Below are 15,333 nucleotides of genomic sequence, written 5' to 3'. Positions count from 1 at the left end.
ATATCGGTCCAGGAACCGACGCACGGTGGCGGCCCTCCTTTTCTTCCTGGCGAGTCGGCAGCGGCTGCGGTCTGCTAGTTGACGGAGTAGTCGGTGAGGATCGTGTCCCGGTAGGTGGTGGCGACCTCGTCCAGCGCCGCCTGTGGCTCGACGTTGCCCGCCAGGATGTCGGAGTAGGCGATCTTGAGCGGGTCGAAGAGCTCGCCGCCCTCCGGGATCCACGGCCGAGGCCGGGCCTGCTCGATGACCGGCGAGAACGCCGAGACGATCGGCTGATCGATGACGGCCTCGTCCTCGTAGGCCGATTCGCGGGTGGGCAGCAGACCGAGTTCGGTGGCGATGGTGATCTGGGATTCGGTGCTGCTCATGCAGGCGATGAAGTCCTGGGCGGACTCGGTCGCCGAGCTGCCCTGGCGGATGACGTAGTCGTGGCCGCCGACCGGGGAGTTGCCCTCGCCGTCCGTCGGGCCGGGGACCGGTGCGATACCCAGATTCTCCGGGTCCTCGAAGGCCGCGCCATCCAGCAGCTCCGCGATCGCCCACGGGCCGTCGATGATCATCGCGACATCGCCCGCGGTGAAGGCCGCCTTCATGTTCCCGTAGGAGTTGCCCTGATCCAGCGCGGTCTGCGCGGCCCCAGCGTCGAGCAGGTCCTTGGCGGTGCTCAGGCCATCGACGGCTTCGGTCGCGTTGACCAGGATCTCCTGGTTCTCGGTGTCGAGTAGGTCGCCGCCCGCGCCGTAGATGAACGGCAGCGCGTAGTAGGCGTCGTTGTTGAGGAAGATCGTCGACTCACCGCCCAGCGCCTCGGCCGATTCCTCGACTTCGGCCCACGTCGTCGGCGGTTCGACTCCCGCCTCGGCGAGCAGCTCGCGGTTGTAGAGCAGCGCGAGCGTGTCGGTGACCTGCGGGACGGCGTAGGTGCGTCCGTCGTACTGGGTCGAACTCCACGGAGTGGCCAGGAAATCGGCCGAATCGGCGAGGTCGGTGTCGGAGAGATCCTGAACCAGGCCGCCCTCGGCGAGTTGCGGCACCCAGGCGACCTCGGCGCGCAGCACGTCCGGGCCCTGCCCCGCCTGCGCGGCGGTCTTGTAGTTGTTGATGGCCTGATCGAAGGCGACCTGCTCGATCGTGACGTCGTAGCCGCCCGCTTCGGCGCAGCCCTGGGCGATCTCGGCGAAGACCGGGGATTCGTTCGGCCCGCTGGTGTCCCAGTAGGTCAGCGTCGTGTCGCCGTTCGCATCGCCCGCGCCACCGGAGCCACACGCGGCGAGCGCTAATGCCGAGACCAGCCCCATGGCGGAGATGGCGCTGAGGGAGTTCCGTCGCGTCATTGCTGTCCGTACCCTCCGAGAATGACCTGTCGCGAGCCTCGCGAAGGTCGGTTATTGAAATTTTTTGCAGCGCTAGTTGACGCGAATTGCACTCCTGTTACCTGAGTCACGTCAAGAGACCGTGGGTAACCAACTGGTAACGAGGCGCGTCGCGCCTAGTCGGCCGGGAACGAGCGTCGCGCCGCGCCGGGAAGGTAGTTGCAAAAACTTGCAGTAATCGGCACCCTTTGCCCCGAGTCTCGCGCGACTGAGGAAACCGGGGGTGGGAACGTGGCTGGGCTGTCCGAGATCGCCAAGGCCGCTGGGGTCAGCGTTTCCACCGTCAGCCGGGTGCTCAATCGCCGAGCAGGCGTGAACCAGGAGACGCGACAGCGGGTGCTGACCGTGTTGGCCGAGATGCCCTACACCTCCCGGGGCATCGGGGCGTTGCGCCGGACCGGCGTGATCGGCCTGTTGGTCCCCGAGTTGTCCAACCCCGTGTTCCCCGCCTTCGCCGAGGCATTGGAGACCAGGGCGGCCAGCGCGGGCTACGCCTCGATGCTGTGCAACACCCGCTCGCTGAGCCCGCAGGGGCTCGGCGAGGAGGAGTACGTGCGCATGCTGCTGACCAGGGGCGTCGAGGGCATGATCTTCGTCTCGCCCGACATCACCAATCAGGAGAACGCCGCAGCTGGGACGACGGGCCGGGTCCGCAGCCACTACCGCAGGCTGGTGGACGACGGCGTGCAGCTGGTCTTCGTCAACGGCGGTGCCGCCACCCTCGATGTGCCCGACGTCCGAGTCGACGAGCAGCTCGCCGGCTACACCGCCACCCGGCATCTCCTCGAACTGGGGCACCGCGACATCGGTTTCGTCAGCGGCCCCGCGTACTCGCTGCCGTCCCGGCTCAAGCACGCCGGTTGGGCTGCGGCGATGGAGGAGGCCGGTCACGCCGCGACCCCCGAGCTGGTCGCCCAGGCGCCCTATGGCGCGGCAGGCGGGAGCAGCGCGCTGCGGGAACTGCTGGAGCGGACCACGGTGACCGGGGTGATCTGCTCCTCGGACCACATGGCGCTCGGCGTGGTCGCCGAAGCCCGGCGCCGAGATCTGCGGGTGCCCGCCGACCTGTCGGTGGTGGGTTTCGACGACAGCGCATTGGCCGCCTATTGCGGCCCCCCGTTGACCACCCTTGCCCAGCCGATCGGCGAGATGGCCGCCTCGGCGGTCGCCGAACTCATCGAGCGCCTGGAACCCGCCGCCGACAACCGACCGGGCACCTTCAGTCGGGTGTTCCGGCCCAGGTTGGTCGTACGCGAGTCGACGGCCCCGCCTGCGGTCTGATCCGCGCGAACCGGCCGACAGGCGTCGCGGAGGCCATTTCGGGCGTCGGCGGAACCACCCGACCGGGGCATACCGCGTGCGGCGGGTGTCGGCGGCGTGTCGCATCGCGGGGGCGGTGGTCGGCCGATCCGCCGCAACCTTTCTGCCAGCAGTGGCTCCGTGATTCACACACAGCCGGACAACGCAAATTGGTCCAAACCAGTTTGCGTCCAAATGGGGGTGCTGAACTGCGGAAATGCATTCCTTCTAGTGGTGAGCATCGCCCATGCTTCACCTGTTGGTTCTGGACCGTTACGGTCACTTCATGGCGCGGTCAATGAATGCCCGCCGCCCGGCTACCTTGGCTTCGTTGGCGGCAGAACTCGGGGTCTCACGGACCACCGTGTCCAATGCCTACAACCGACCTGACCAGCTCTCTCCTGAGCTTCGTCGGCGAGTCCTGGAGACCGCGCGGCGTCTAGGTTATCCCGGCCCCGACCCGGTGGCACGTTCGCTGAGAACAAGGAAGGCCGGTGCCGTCGGACTGCTGTTGACGGAGAATCTCTCCTACGCCTTCCGCGATCCTGCGGCGGTGAGCTTCCTCGAAGGCCTCGCGATGGCGTGCGAGCTCGCCGGACAGGGCCTACTACTGGTTCCGGCCAATCCGGAGCGAGAGGACGTCGCGGCCGTGCACCGCGCGGGTGTCGACGGATTCGTCGTCTACTCGGTGCCCGACGACGACCCGCATCTCGCCTCGGTGTTGGAGCGCCCGGTGCCGACCGTCGTCTGCGACCAACCGGAGTTGGAGCTCTTCGACTCGGTCGGTATCGACGACCGTGCCGCGATGACCAGCGTCGCCGAACACCTCATTCAACTGGGGCATCGGCGAATCGGCGTCATCTGCATGCGGTTGAGTCGGGATCGCAACGACGACCTGGTCTCCCAAGTGCGACAACGCGAGGCACACTTCCACGTCCAACGCTCCAGACTCGCCGGGCTGGCACAGGCCTTCGGCGCGGCAGGCGTCGATTGGGAGGGCGTGTCGGTCGTCGAACGCTTCGACCACGACATCGCCAACGGCGCCTCGGCGGCGGCCCAACTGCTGGACCGCGATCCGCAGATCACGGCGGTGATCTGCACCTCCGACATCCTCGCGCTCGGTGCGATGGAGGAGGCGACTCGACGCGGCCTACGGGTACCGCAGGACCTCACCGTCACCGGTTTCGACTGCGTGGCCGAGGCCGAACGGCTGGGCCTCACCACCGTGCGGCAACCCGTGCGGGAGAAGGGGCTCGCGGCGGGCCGCCTGCTCACGGACCCGAGCGATCACGGCAGGCCCCGCCGGGTCACGCTGCCGACGGAACTCATCATCGGCCGGACCTCGGCTGCCCCGAGGACGACAGAGGAGCGCTGGTTCGGTCCCTGATCGGGGCACCGCGCGTCTGTCCGACCACAACGAAGCGGGACCACGAACATTGAGAAGGGGCCTCTCCTAGGAGAGGCCCCTTCGGTGTCGCAGGTGTGCGTCAGGCGGACAGCAGCCGGGCGCAGCGAATCAGACCCAGGTGCGAGTACGCCTGCGGGTGGTTACCCAGCGAGCGCTCCGCGATCGGGTCGTACTCCTCGGGCAGCAGCCCGGTCGGGCCTGCCGCGTCGACAAGCTGTTGGAACAGCTCCTCCGCCTCGGTGCGCCTGCCGGTCAGCAGGTAGGACTCGATCATCCAGGCCGCACAGACATGCCAGCCGCCCTCGGTGCCGGGCAGACCGTCGTCCCGCTTGTAGCGGTAGACCGTCGAGCCACTACGCAGCTCGGCCTCGGTGGCGGTGACAGTGGCCTGGAAACGCTCATCGGTCGGCTCGATCAGCCCGGACAGTCCGATGTGCAGGGTGGCGGCGTCCAGGTCCGTGCCGTCGTAGGCGGTGGTGAAGGACTGGACCTCCTCGTTCCACCCGTGCTTGAGCACATCGTCGGCGATCTCAGCACGCAACGCCCACCAGCTGGGGTCCAGCTCCCGGTCGTGCTTCTCGGCGAGCGTGATCGCCCGGTCCAGCGTTACCCAACACTGAACCCGGGAGTACACCCGGTGTCGTGGTGCGTGCCGCTCTTCCCAGATGCCGTGGTCCGGCTCGTTCCACCGCCGTGAGACCGCCTCGGCCATGGACTTGACCATGTTCCAGTCATCGTCGGTGAGCTTGCCGCGCACCTCGGTGAGCTGGACGACCAGGTCGACCACCGGACCGAACACGTCGAGCTGGACCTGCTGGTTGGCCAGGTTGCCGACGCGCACCGGGCGGGAGCCCGCGTAGCCCGGCAGCGTGTCGATCACGGCTTCCGGACCGAGCGTGGTGCCGTAGAGCGTGTAGAGCGGGTGCAGTCGCTCCGGGCCGGGGAGGGTGTCCAGGACCCGGTGCAGCCAAGCCAGGTAGGCCTCGGCCTCCACCAACGAACCGAGCGACACGAGTGCCTGCGCGGTCAGTGCGGCGTCGCGAATCCAGCAATAGCGGTAGTCCCAGTTGCGGACGCCGCCGATCTCCTCCGGCAGGGAGGTCGTGGCCGCGGCCAGGATCGCCCCGGTCTCGTGGCAGAGCCCACGCAGGGTCAACGCGGAACGACCGACGAGTTCCCGCTGCAACGGCGGCAGCTCCAGGGAGTGCAGCCATTCCGACCAGTGCCTGCTGGAACGGTCGCGCCGTGCCACCTCCGGCGTCTCGCTGGGAGACAGATCGTCGGTGCCGCAACGGAGCTCCAACACGACCGGTTGATCCGGCCCGGGGTGCACGACCGCGCGAGCCGTCTCGTGGATCCCGTCGGTGTGGACCTCCCACTCGACGCCGGGCGAGAACAACACGATGGGGTCCGAGGTGCCCAGCACCCGTAGCCCGTTCTCCTCCCGGACCAGGCGGACCTGCACCTGGCCGAACTCCGGCCTCGGCGCGAACTCGACCGCAGCCGAGGTCGTGCCGCTGATCAACCGGGTCAGGTCCGTGCGGTGCAGCTCGCAGTCCTGGTGCAGGTAGTCGGTGACCAGCAGCCGCGACCAGCGGGTCTCCACCGTCATCGTGCCCGGTAGATAACGCTGTCCCAGCGGCAGTCCATTGCGCTCGGGCTTCACCGAGAAGTGTCCGGCACCGGGGCCGCCCAGCAGATCGGCGAACACCGCCGCCGAGTCCGGCTCCGGGTGGCAGAGCCAGTTGATCCGAGCGTCCGGCGTGAGCAGTGCGACCGAGCGATCGTTGGCGAGCATGGTCAGCCGCTCGATCGGCACGGCCTGCTCACCGAACAGCCAGGTGCGTCGTTCCTCAAGGAGGAGGGCGAGCACGGTGGCGACCGCAGGTGTGTCATCGATCCGATAGTTCGCCGCGGTCTCGCCGGGGCCGACCTTGATTCCCAGGTCGGGTCCCTGCAGTCTGCGGAAGGCCTTCTCGTCGGTGACGTCGTCGCCGATGAACAGCGCGGCAGTCGCCCCGACCTGGTGCCGCAGCACGTCGAGGGCGTTGCCCTTGTCCGTCTGCACCACGGCGAGTTCCAGGACGGCCTTGCCCTCGGTGAGTTCCACGCCATCCCAGGTTGCGGGGTCGGCGCGAACCAACTCCATCACCTGCTCGGCGACCTCGGGTTCGGACCGGCGGACGTGCACGGCGATGCTGGCCGGCTTGATCTCCAGGTGAACACCCTCGTAATCGCGGGTGGTCGCCTCCAGATGTTTCTTCAGCCGGGTTAGCAGTGCCGTGGCATCGGCGTCCAATTTATGCACGAAACCGACGTCGAACTCGGAGCCGTGGCTTCCCACCAAATGGACTTCGGCGGGGAGTCTGGAAAGGGTGGCCAGATCGCGGAGAGCTCGTCCCGAGATCACTGCGGTCGTCGTCGTCGGCAGAGCCGCGAGCGAACGCAGCGCATGGACCGACTCGGGGAGTGGTCTTGCCTGGTCGGGGTTCTCGACGATGGGCGCGAGCGTTCCGTCGTAGTCGCAGGCGATCAGCAGTCGGGGCGTCCGAGCTGCCTGAACGATCGCGCGGCGAAGCTCGGCGGGGAGGGCCTCGGCGGTCAACGCCTCCTCCTCACGGCATCAGGGGTGGACTGGTGAACTGCGGTTTCAAGAGGTGAGATTGGTTCCCAGCGCTTCAAGAAACGACCTTGCCCAACGATCGACATCGTGGGTGAGTACCTGTCGGCGCAGTGCGCGCATTCTACGGCGGCCTTCGGTCGGATCCACGTTGAGGGCGGCGACAAGAGAATTCTTCACCCCATCCAGGTCATGTGGGTTGACGAGGAATGCACTGGTGAGTTCTGCGGCTGCGCCAGCGAACTCGCTGAGTACGAGCGCACCACCAAGGTCGTGTCGACAAGCGGCGTACTCCTTGCAGACGAGGTTCATCCCGTCTCGCACCGGTGTCACGACCATGACGTCCGCCGCGCAGTAGAACGCGGCGAGCTCTGTGCGTTGCACCGAGGAGTGCAGGTAATGCACCGCTGGTCGACCAACTCTGCTGAACTGGCCGTTGATCCTGCCGACCTCGCGCTCGATCTCCTCCCGCATTTTCTTGTAGTGCTCGACGCGCTCCCGGCTGGGCGTGGCGAGCTGGATCATCACTGTGTCTTCGGCATCGAGCCTGCCCTCCTTGAGCAGCTCCCCGAAGGCGTGAAGACGTACGTCGATGCCCTTGGTGTAGTCGAGGCGGTCGACGCCCAGCATGATGCGCCTCGGGTTACCCAGCTCGGCGCGGATCTGCTTGGCACGGGCCTGGGTCTCCTTGGCACGGGCCAGGGAGTCGAAGCCGGTGGCGTCGATGGAGATCGGGAACGCGCCGACCCGGACCGGTCGGTCGCCGACCTGGACGACGCCCGGGCGATTCCGGACACCGACGCTGCCCCGGCTGGGCTCGAAGCCCGCGAGCCTGCGGGCCAGCCACAGGAAGTTCTGCGCACCACCCGGCCGGTGGAAGCCGACGAGGTCGGCCCCGAGCAGCCCGCGCACGATCTCCGTCCGCCACGGGAGCTGCATGAACAGCTCGACCGGCGGGAACGGGATGTGCAGGAAGAAGCCGATGCGCAGGTCCGGACGCAGTTCCCGGAGCATCGCGGGCACCAGCTGTAGCTGGTAGTCCTGGATCCAGACCGTGGCGCCCGCTGCAGAGACCTCGGCGCAGGCCTCGGCGAAGCGCTTGTTCACCCGGACATAGGACTCCCACCAGGTGCGTTCGAACACCGGCGGCGCCACCACGTCGTGATAGAGCGGCCAGAGCGTGCCGTTGGAGAATCCCTCGTAGTAGTCCCGGAACTCGTCGGAGTTGAGCCGGACCGGGTGCAGATACATGTCGCCGTCCTCGAACGGCTCCACGTCGGCGTCGGCGACGCCCGGCCAGCCGACCCAGGCGCCGCGCCTGGCGCGCAGGAAGGGCTCCAGTGCGCTGACCAGACCGCCGGGGCTGTGCCGCCAGCGTTGGGTGCCGTCCTCCGCCTCCTCGAGGTCTACCGGCAAACGGTTCGCGACAACGATGAAATCCGCGCGCGGGGAGTTGTTGGTCGCGCTGCTCACCGATCGCCTCCTCGGTTGGCAGGGGGAGCGATTGACCGTGTCGATGAAGCCACGGGTACCGGCGACGTTGCGCGGACGCTCCGTGTGTGAGAGCTATGTGGACGAGGCTAGCCCCTTCCCGAGGGCGAGGCTGATCGAGTTGTGCTCGTCACATGTCACTGAGTAACCAACTGCTCCGTCTGGTTTAGCGGCGATTCATTCCAACCGGCGAGGCGCGGGATTGAGCGGACCGGACATCCTCGGACCGGCGAGGCGGCGTTCGAGCCTGCTCAATCCACGTTGGACCGGGTGCGCCAGGAACTCGCCGAGCGCCACGCCCGCACCCAGAGCGAGTGCGATACCCGCGGCCATCATCAGCTCGGGGATCGAGCTGGCCAGGTCGTTCTCGGCCGCGACCTGGTAGAGGGCTCGGTAGGTCGACAGGCCGGGCAGCATCGGCGCGATTCCCGAGACCACGATGACCAACGCGGAGACGCCGAGCCTGCGGCTGAGTACGCCGCCGCAGAAGCCGATCACGGCGGCCGCACCGCCGGCTGCCGGAATCGGACCGGCCAGAGTGGACAGGATCAGCAAGCTGTACACGGCCTGGCCGATCGCACCCGCCGCGGCCGCTACCAGCAACGAACGCAACGGTGCGTAACTGGCGAGCGCGAAACACGCGGCAGTGGCGGCTGCGGCGGTGATCATGAGCGGTAGATCGCCGACCACCGGTGGAAGGCGTTCGGCCACGGCCGATTCGGAGGCGCCGAGGGCCACCCCGATCCGCAGCGCGAGCACGACGCCGGTGACCAGACCCGCCGTCATCAACAGCGTCTCGCCCGCCCGGCCGGTGGCGGTGACGTTGTATCCGCTGACCGCGTCCTGCGCGACACCGACGACCGAGAGCCCGGACAACAGGACGACGAGGTTGGCGCCCACCGCGAGCGAGGTCGTCGCATCGCCGAGGAGATCCGACTCGTAGACGGCCATCGCGGCGCCGGTGGCGATGGCCCCGCCGACCACCTGTTGGAAGAAGAACGGGAGCGCTCGCCTATTGAGCTGTCGCCCGATCTGGTCGATCACGATCGTGATCAGCGCGGCCAGCATCACCAGGAACGGACCCGCACCGATCAAGACGGCGATGGCCGCCGCCATTCCACCCCAGGCCAGCGTCGAGACCCAGCGCGGGTAGGGGTGCCTGGCGGTGGTGATCCGCTGCAGTTCGGAGTGGGCGTCGCCGACGCTGATCTCACCCGAGGTGATCCGCCGGACCAGGTCCTCGGTGTCCGAGAGCCTGCTGTAGTCCATGGACCTGCTGCGCACCACCCGCAGCGTCGTGATCGGCGCCTGGTCGACACCGAGGTGACAGCACACGGTGATCGAGGTGTAGATGACGTCCACCTCGCAGTGCGGCAGACCGAAGGCGTTGGTCACCGCGAGGATCGTCGCGGTGGCGTCCGCCGCACCCGCTCCGCTGGCCATCTGGACCTCGCCGATCCGCAGCGCGAGATCGAGCACCAGATGGATCGTCGGGGCATCGGGAAGGGCAGGCCCGTATTCGATGTGCGCGTCGGTGACCGGCGCCGGGTTCTTGCGGCGCAGTACGTCCCGAGCCCGCTGGGCGAGACCCACGGGCCTTCCTCCTGTTCCTTGATCGCCGTGGTTGATGGTGGTGCGGCAGGCCGGTGGTGCGCCCTGCGGCCTGCCCGGGGCGTACGGGTTAGCCGCCCGGGTCATCGGCGCGGATGACGTCGCCGTTGCAGGTGCTCGGTAGTGGCGTTGGACACGTTTCGTCGGTCGTGGTCCTCTGTGATCCTCCGCCGGAGGACCGCGTGCTGACCACGGTAGGCTTCGGGGCAGAACGCACAGGTCAGAGACCTTGTTCCCACACTGATAGGTGACGCGCGACTCACGGGTCGCCTGCGAGGATTCCCACGCGGGCGGGCGGCGTGTCGCGACCGGTGCCTTGGGTGCTGTCCCACCCCCGGCTTAGGATGTGGGCGACCGCTGCGCGCGGGGCGAGTCGATCGTCCGAGCACGGTGCGCAGACGGGCAACGCCGACGTAGCTCAACTGGCAGAGCACTTGTCTTGTAAACAAGAGGTCAGGGGTTCGAGCCCCCTCGTCGGCTCAGCGTTGATCAGCACGAACGGCCCCGGTGGTATTCCGCCGGGGCCGTTCGGGTCTCGGTTCGGGGCGCGTCTGGCGAGTAACGGATGGCGGGGCCGGGCGATGCCACGCAGTGGGAAGCACCATGCGCGGTCCGCGGCTGGATGCGAGGCTCGACTCTGATCCGGTCCAAGATCCGCTTGGTCGCGACGATGACGACGGCTTCACCCGGCCCGTGGTAGAACCCACGAAATCTCGACCTGCGCCCGCCGAACTGAGAGGAACCCGCATGTCCTATCAGGCGGCCGACCGGCGTTACGACGACATGGTCTACCGGCGGACCGGTCGAAGCGGGCTGCTGTTGCCCGCGATCTCGCTCGGGCTGTGGCAGAACTTCGGCGCGGACCGGCCGTACGAGACCGGCCGAGCGGTGGCTCGCCGGGCCTTCGACCTCGGCATCACCCACTTCGACCTCGCCAACAACTACGGACCGCCCTACGGCGCCGCGGAGACGACCTTCGGGCGCCTGCTGGCCGACGACCTGCGGCCGTACCGGGACGAGCTGATCGTCTCGACCAAGGCGGGCTACGACATGTGGCCCGGCCCCTACGGCAACTGGGGGTCGCGCAAGTATCTGTTGGCCTCGTTGGACCAATCGCTGGCGCGCACCGGCCTGGACTACGTCGACATCTTCTATTCGCACCGGTTCGACCCGGACACGCCGCTGGATGAGACCGTTGGCGCGTTGATTTCGGCGTATCAACAGGGCAAGGCGTTGTATGTCGGTGTTTCAAATTATTCCCCGGTGGCTACCCGAGAGGCAACGGACGTGTTGCGTCGGGCGGGTATTCCATTGCTTGTTCACCAACCGTCGTACTCGATATTGAATCGGTGGATCGAACCCGATCTGCTGGCCGCCATCGGCGAACTCGGGGTTGGTTGTGTGGTTTTCTCACCATTGGCGCAGGGATTGCTCACCGACCGCTATCTGCGCGGCGTCCCGGCGGGCTCTCGGGCCGCGAGGAACGAGGGGCTGGCGGACACGCTGACCAGCGAACAACTCGATCGGCTGCGCAGGCTCGACGAGGTGGCCTCGGCTCGGGACCAGACCCTGGCCCAGCTGGCGCTCAGCTGGGTGCTGCGCGACCCGAGGGTGACGTCGGCCCTGATCGGGGCCAGCTCGGTGGCTCAGCTGGAGCAGAACGTCGGAGCGCTCGCTGCCCCGCCGCTGACCGACGCGGAGCTAGCCGAGATCGACTCGATCGTCGCCTGAGTTCACCCTTTCGAGGGGTGCCTGCCGAGTCGATTTGTTGATGTGCTATTAACACCGGCTTGTCGCCAGAAGCAACCTTTTTGTTGTACTTGTCACCGGGTTTTCTGAGAAGCTCCTGGTAGATGAGTGTTCGGAGTGTCGTTGACCTGGCACTTTTCGGTGGCTCTGTTACGTTGGCTCATCATGACCAAGGCTCATCAAGAACCACCGAATGATGAAAGCGGGTCAGGTACGCGTGTGGTGATCGAGGTGCCTGCACGGACCGATGGCGCCGCGATGTGGAGAATTGCGCGTGATTCCGGCTCGCTCGACCTGAACTCCCCTTACGCCTATGTGCTCTGGGGACGAGACTTCGCAGCCACCTCGGTGGTGGCGCGCATCGGGGACCGTGTCGGCGGCTTCATAACTGGGTACCTTCGACCGGAAGCTCCGGAGGTTCTCATGGTGTGGCAGGTGGCGGTCGACGCGGAACATCGTGGTCAGGGCTTGGCCGGTCGGATGCTGGCCACCTTGGTGGACCGAGCGATCGCGCTGGGGGCCCGCTTCGTGGAGACCACCATCACGGCGGACAACGCTGCCTCGATCCGGTTGTTCACCGGTCTGGCGCGCGACCGCGACACCACCATCGAGCGGTCGGATCTCTTCGCCGCGGAATTGCTCGGCGACGGCCACGCTGCCGAGGATCTTTACCGAATTGGCCCATTCGGAACGGTTGGGTCGACCTTATAGACCTTTTCGCAACCAAGGGCTTGTTGGAGTTCGCATAAGCGGACTTCTCAGCCGGGAGTGGCGTTGCTGCGTATTGTCGGGGATCGATCTTTTCCTGGTTCAGTGCCGTCGCGTCGGTTGGTAAAACGTTGACCATAGATCGGACGGAGTATCGTGAACGTCTTCGAAACCTTGGAATCCGAGGTTCGTAGCTACTCGAGGAGCTGGCCCACGGTTTTCGACCGGGCTAACGGAAGCTGGCTGCATGACGAGTCGGGAAAACCCTATCTTGACTTCTTCGCAGGCGCCGGGGCGTTGAACTACGGCCACAACAACCCGATCTTGAAGCGAGCCTTGATCGAATACATCGAGCGCGACGGGGTCACCCACAGTCTCGATATGGGCACCGTGGCGAAACGTGACTTCTTGAACACTTTCAAACAGGTGGTGCTCGAGCCGCGCGGTCTCGACTACAAGGTCCAGTTCCCCGGACCGACGGGTGCCAACTCGGTGGAGTCTGCCCTGAAACTGGTTCGCAAGGTCACCGGTCGCGAATCCGTCATCAACTTCACGAATGCATTTCACGGTATGACGCTGGGTGCCCTCTCGGTGACCGGCAACTCGATGAAGCGTGGCGGCGCGGGCATCCCGCTGGTGCACGCCACCCCGATGCCCTACGACAACTTCCTCGACGGCCAGACCCCCGACTTCCTGTGGTTGGAGCGGCTGCTGGAGGACAGCGGTTCCGGGCTCAACGAGCCCGCTGCCGTGATCGTCGAGACGCTGCAGGGCGAGGGCGGGATCAACGTCGCGCGGGTCGAGTGGCTGCGCGCGCTGTCCGAGCTGTGCAAGCGGCACGGAATGCTGCTCATCGTCGACGACGTGCAGATGGGCTGTGGCCGAACCGGGCCGTTCTTCAGCTTCGAGGCCGCGGGCATCGTTCCCGACATCGTCTGCCTGTCGAAGTCCATCGGCGGCTACGGCCTGCCGATGGCGCTGACACTGCTGCGCCCCGAGCTCGACGTCTGGGAGCCGGGCGAGCACAACGGCACCTTCCGAGGCAACAACCCGGCCTTCATCACCGCCGCCGCCGCGCTGCAGGAGTACTGGACCAGCGACCTGCTGGAGAAGGGCACCCTAGCCAAGGGCGAGCACATCGGCCGGGCCCTCGAATCGCTCGCGGAGACCATTCCCGGTCTGGAAGCCCGAGGCCGAGGCCTGGCGCGTGGGCTCGCCTTCGACGACGCGGAGCAGGCAGGCCAGGTGTGCCGGGCGGCCTTCGACCGCGGCCTGCTGATGGAGACCTCCGGCCCGGAGAGCGAGGTCGCCAAGCTGATGCCCGCGCTCACCATCACCGACGAAGAGGTCGACAAGGGCCTGGCCATCGTCACCGACGCCGTCCACGCGGTCTGTGGGACGAAGTCGAGCTGACCCGTCTTCGTGGGCTCGCCGGCGCCGGTCCGATACCGGCCCGGTGACCGGGGAGCCCATTGATCCAATTCGATTCAACTGCTAGGAGTGACCCTGTGATCGTTCGTTCGCTCGGTGAGATCGAGGAGACCGACCGGGACATCAAGACGCCCAACTGGCGCAGCAAGCGCATCGTGCTGGCGAAAGAGGGCGTCGGGTTCTCGGTCCACGAGACCACCATCTACGCGGGCACGGTGAACGACTTCTGGTACGCCAACCACGTCGAGGCGGTGTTCGTCACCGAGGGACACGGCGAGCTGACCGACAAGGAGACCGGCGAGGTCTACAAGTTGGCGCCCGGCACGCTCTACCTGCTCGACGGCAACGAGCGGCACCAGGTCCGGGCCGAGACCGAGATCAAGACCGTGTGCGTGTTCAACCCGCCGGTGACCGGCGCCGAGGTGCACGACGAGAACGGGGTCTACCCGCTGATCGTCGAGCCCGTCTAGTTCGGCGTCACCGGCCGAAGACCCGCCAGCAGGCCCGATCGGGCCTGCTGGCGTAGTAGTCCGACCACACAGCAGGAGGCGATTGCCCAGGAACCTCGAAGGGTATGGATTCCGGTAGGAGACCGGACATGCCGCAGACCCGAACCCACCACGAACCAAGAGAGCGGCTCGTGCAGACCATCGCGCGGGCCGGTGTCGGCAATTCGCCACGGAGATTGGAGAGCGCATGACTGTCGTCGACGTCGAGACCGGGGATCTCTACCCCACCCGAGTGGGTGATAAACCATCGCTCATCAGCCGGCAGGACCCGGTGGTATGGCCGAGCAACGAGTCGGGCCCGATCGATCAGCGGACGCTCGCGAGCTACGACGAGAAGGGCTACCTGACGGTCGACGGCCTGCTCACCCCGGCCGAGGTTCAGCAGTTCTGGCAGGAGCTGATGGATCTCACCAACGACGCAGGCGTCAAGGCAGACGAGCGGACCATCGTCGAGAAGAGTTCTGACGAGGTCAGATCCATCTTCGAGGTGCACAAGATCAGCTCGGCGATCGGCAAGCTCGCCACCGATCCGAGGGTGCTGGACCGGGCTCGGCAGATCGTCGGTTCCGATGTCTACATCCATCAGAGCCGGGTCAACCTGATGCCGGGGTATCGAGGTACGGGCTTCTACTGGCACTCGGACTTCGAGACCTGGCACGCCGAGGACGGCATGCCTCGGATGCGCGCGGTCAGCATGTCGATCGCGCTCACCGACAACTACCCGTTCAACGGCGGGCTCATGTTGATGCCCGGTGCGCATCGGACCTTCGTGTCCTGCGTCGGCGAGACGCCCGAGGACAACTACAAGGCCTCGCTCAAGGCACAGAAGATCGGTGTTCCCGACGAGGACAGCATCACCAAGCTGGCTGCGGAACACGGCATCGACCAGTTCACCGGCTCGGCTGGTTCGGCCTTGATGTTCGACTCGAACTCCATGCACGGTTCGGGCAACAACATCACGCCGTTCCCGAGGTCGAACATCTTCCTGGTGTTCAACAGCGTGGAGAACACGCTGCAAGACCCGTACGGTGCGGCCGCCCCGCGACCGACGTTCGTGGCGGACCGGGCCTTCGTTCCCGTCCAGCGCTGACGCCGACGGACGACGCGGGTCGCCTGGGGCCGCCCGCGTCGTCC

At 66.8% G+C, this 15,333-nt stretch carries 11 protein-coding genes and 1 tRNA gene; 8 read left to right on the top strand and 4 right to left on the bottom strand.

The window, feature by feature from the left end; all coding sequences use genetic code 11:
* Positions 1 to 74: 74 nt before the first annotated feature.
* Entirely contained in the window at positions 75 to 1,334 is a 1,260-nt protein-coding gene (locus BKA25_RS25265; RefSeq protein ID WP_069846120.1) for an extracellular solute-binding protein, read from the bottom strand.
* A 270-nt stretch (positions 1,335 to 1,604) separates the two neighbouring features.
* On the opposite strand from BKA25_RS25265, the gene BKA25_RS25260 reads away from it, so the two are divergent.
* Positions 1,605 to 2,654: a LacI family DNA-binding transcriptional regulator gene (locus BKA25_RS25260; protein ID WP_069846122.1), complete on the top strand. Its 1,050-nt coding sequence runs from the start codon at positions 1,605 to 1,607 to the stop codon at positions 2,652 to 2,654.
* A 304-nt stretch (positions 2,655 to 2,958) separates the two neighbouring features.
* Entirely contained in the window at positions 2,959 to 4,059 is a 1,101-nt protein-coding gene (locus BKA25_RS25255; RefSeq protein WP_084643528.1) for a LacI family DNA-binding transcriptional regulator, read from the top strand.
* A 100-nt stretch (positions 4,060 to 4,159) separates the two neighbouring features.
* Here the strand turns inward: BKA25_RS25255 and otsB are convergent, their stop codons facing one another.
* From otsB to BKA25_RS25240, 3 genes are all read right to left on the bottom strand, one after another.
* A complete protein-coding gene (otsB, locus tag BKA25_RS25250; RefSeq protein WP_069846124.1) occupies positions 4,160 to 6,685 on the bottom strand; it encodes a trehalose-phosphatase in 2,526 nt (841 codons plus the stop codon).
* A 45-nt stretch (positions 6,686 to 6,730) separates the two neighbouring features.
* Positions 6,731 to 8,173, bottom strand: a complete 1,443-nt coding sequence (locus BKA25_RS25245; protein ID WP_069846126.1) for an alpha,alpha-trehalose-phosphate synthase (UDP-forming) — start codon at positions 8,171 to 8,173, stop codon at positions 6,731 to 6,733.
* Between the two features lie 195 nt (positions 8,174 to 8,368).
* On the bottom strand, positions 8,369 to 9,784 hold the full coding sequence (locus tag BKA25_RS25240) for a threonine/serine exporter family protein (protein ID WP_069846127.1): 1,416 nt from the start codon (positions 9,782 to 9,784) through the stop codon (positions 8,369 to 8,371).
* A 425-nt stretch (positions 9,785 to 10,209) separates the two neighbouring features.
* Here BKA25_RS25240 and BKA25_RS25235 point away from each other — a divergent pair.
* The 6 genes from BKA25_RS25235 (at position 10,210) to thpD (ending at position 15,289) form a co-directional block, all read left to right on the top strand.
* Positions 10,210 to 10,282, top strand: a tRNA-Thr gene (locus BKA25_RS25235).
* Positions 10,283 to 10,549: 267 nt separating this feature from the next.
* On the top strand, positions 10,550 to 11,533 hold the full coding sequence (gene mgrA, locus BKA25_RS25230; RefSeq protein WP_069846129.1) for an L-glyceraldehyde 3-phosphate reductase: 984 nt from the start codon (positions 10,550 to 10,552) through the stop codon (positions 11,531 to 11,533).
* 183 nt (positions 11,534 to 11,716) lie between these two features.
* Entirely contained in the window at positions 11,717 to 12,262 is a 546-nt protein-coding gene (gene ectA / locus BKA25_RS25225) for a diaminobutyrate acetyltransferase (RefSeq protein ID WP_069853184.1), read from the top strand.
* Positions 12,263 to 12,415: 153 nt separating this feature from the next.
* The gene (gene ectB / locus BKA25_RS25220) at positions 12,416 to 13,672 is read left to right on the top strand and encodes a diaminobutyrate--2-oxoglutarate transaminase (RefSeq protein WP_172803717.1); all 1,257 of its coding nucleotides are present in this window, start codon (positions 12,416 to 12,418) and stop codon (positions 13,670 to 13,672) included.
* Between the two features lie 95 nt (positions 13,673 to 13,767).
* A complete protein-coding gene (locus tag BKA25_RS25215) occupies positions 13,768 to 14,160 on the top strand; it encodes an ectoine synthase (RefSeq protein WP_069846132.1) in 393 nt (130 codons plus the stop codon).
* A 226-nt stretch (positions 14,161 to 14,386) separates the two neighbouring features.
* Positions 14,387 to 15,289 carry an ectoine hydroxylase gene (gene thpD, locus BKA25_RS25210; RefSeq protein WP_069846134.1) on the top strand — a complete coding sequence of 301 codons (903 nt, stop codon included), beginning with the start codon at positions 14,387 to 14,389 and terminating at the stop codon, positions 15,287 to 15,289.
* Positions 15,290 to 15,333 lie beyond the last annotated feature (44 nt).

Source organism: Actinoalloteichus hymeniacidonis (genome assembly GCF_014203365.1).
Classification (GTDB): Bacteria; Actinomycetota; Actinomycetes; order Mycobacteriales; family Pseudonocardiaceae; genus Actinoalloteichus_A; species Actinoalloteichus_A hymeniacidonis.
The sequence above is the reverse complement of the archived record's forward strand: the minus strand, read 5'-3'. Positions and strand labels throughout refer to the sequence as shown.

Excerpts from the sequence above, each read along its gene's own strand:
- ectA (WP_069853184.1), top strand. The coding sequence starts at position 11,717 with ATGACCAAGGCTCATCAAGAACCACCGAATGATGAAAGCGGGTCAGGT.
- thpD (WP_069846134.1), top strand. The coding sequence starts at position 14,387 with ATGACTGTCGTCGACGTCGAGACCGGGGATCTCTACCCCACCCGAGTG.
- BKA25_RS25265 (WP_069846120.1), bottom strand. The coding sequence starts at position 1,334 with ATGACGCGACGGAACTCCCTCAGCGCCATCTCCGCCATGGGGCTGGTC.
- mgrA (WP_069846129.1), top strand. The coding sequence starts at position 10,550 with ATGTCCTATCAGGCGGCCGACCGGCGTTACGACGACATGGTCTACCGG.
- BKA25_RS25255 (WP_084643528.1), top strand. The coding sequence starts at position 2,959 with ATGGCGCGGTCAATGAATGCCCGCCGCCCGGCTACCTTGGCTTCGTTG.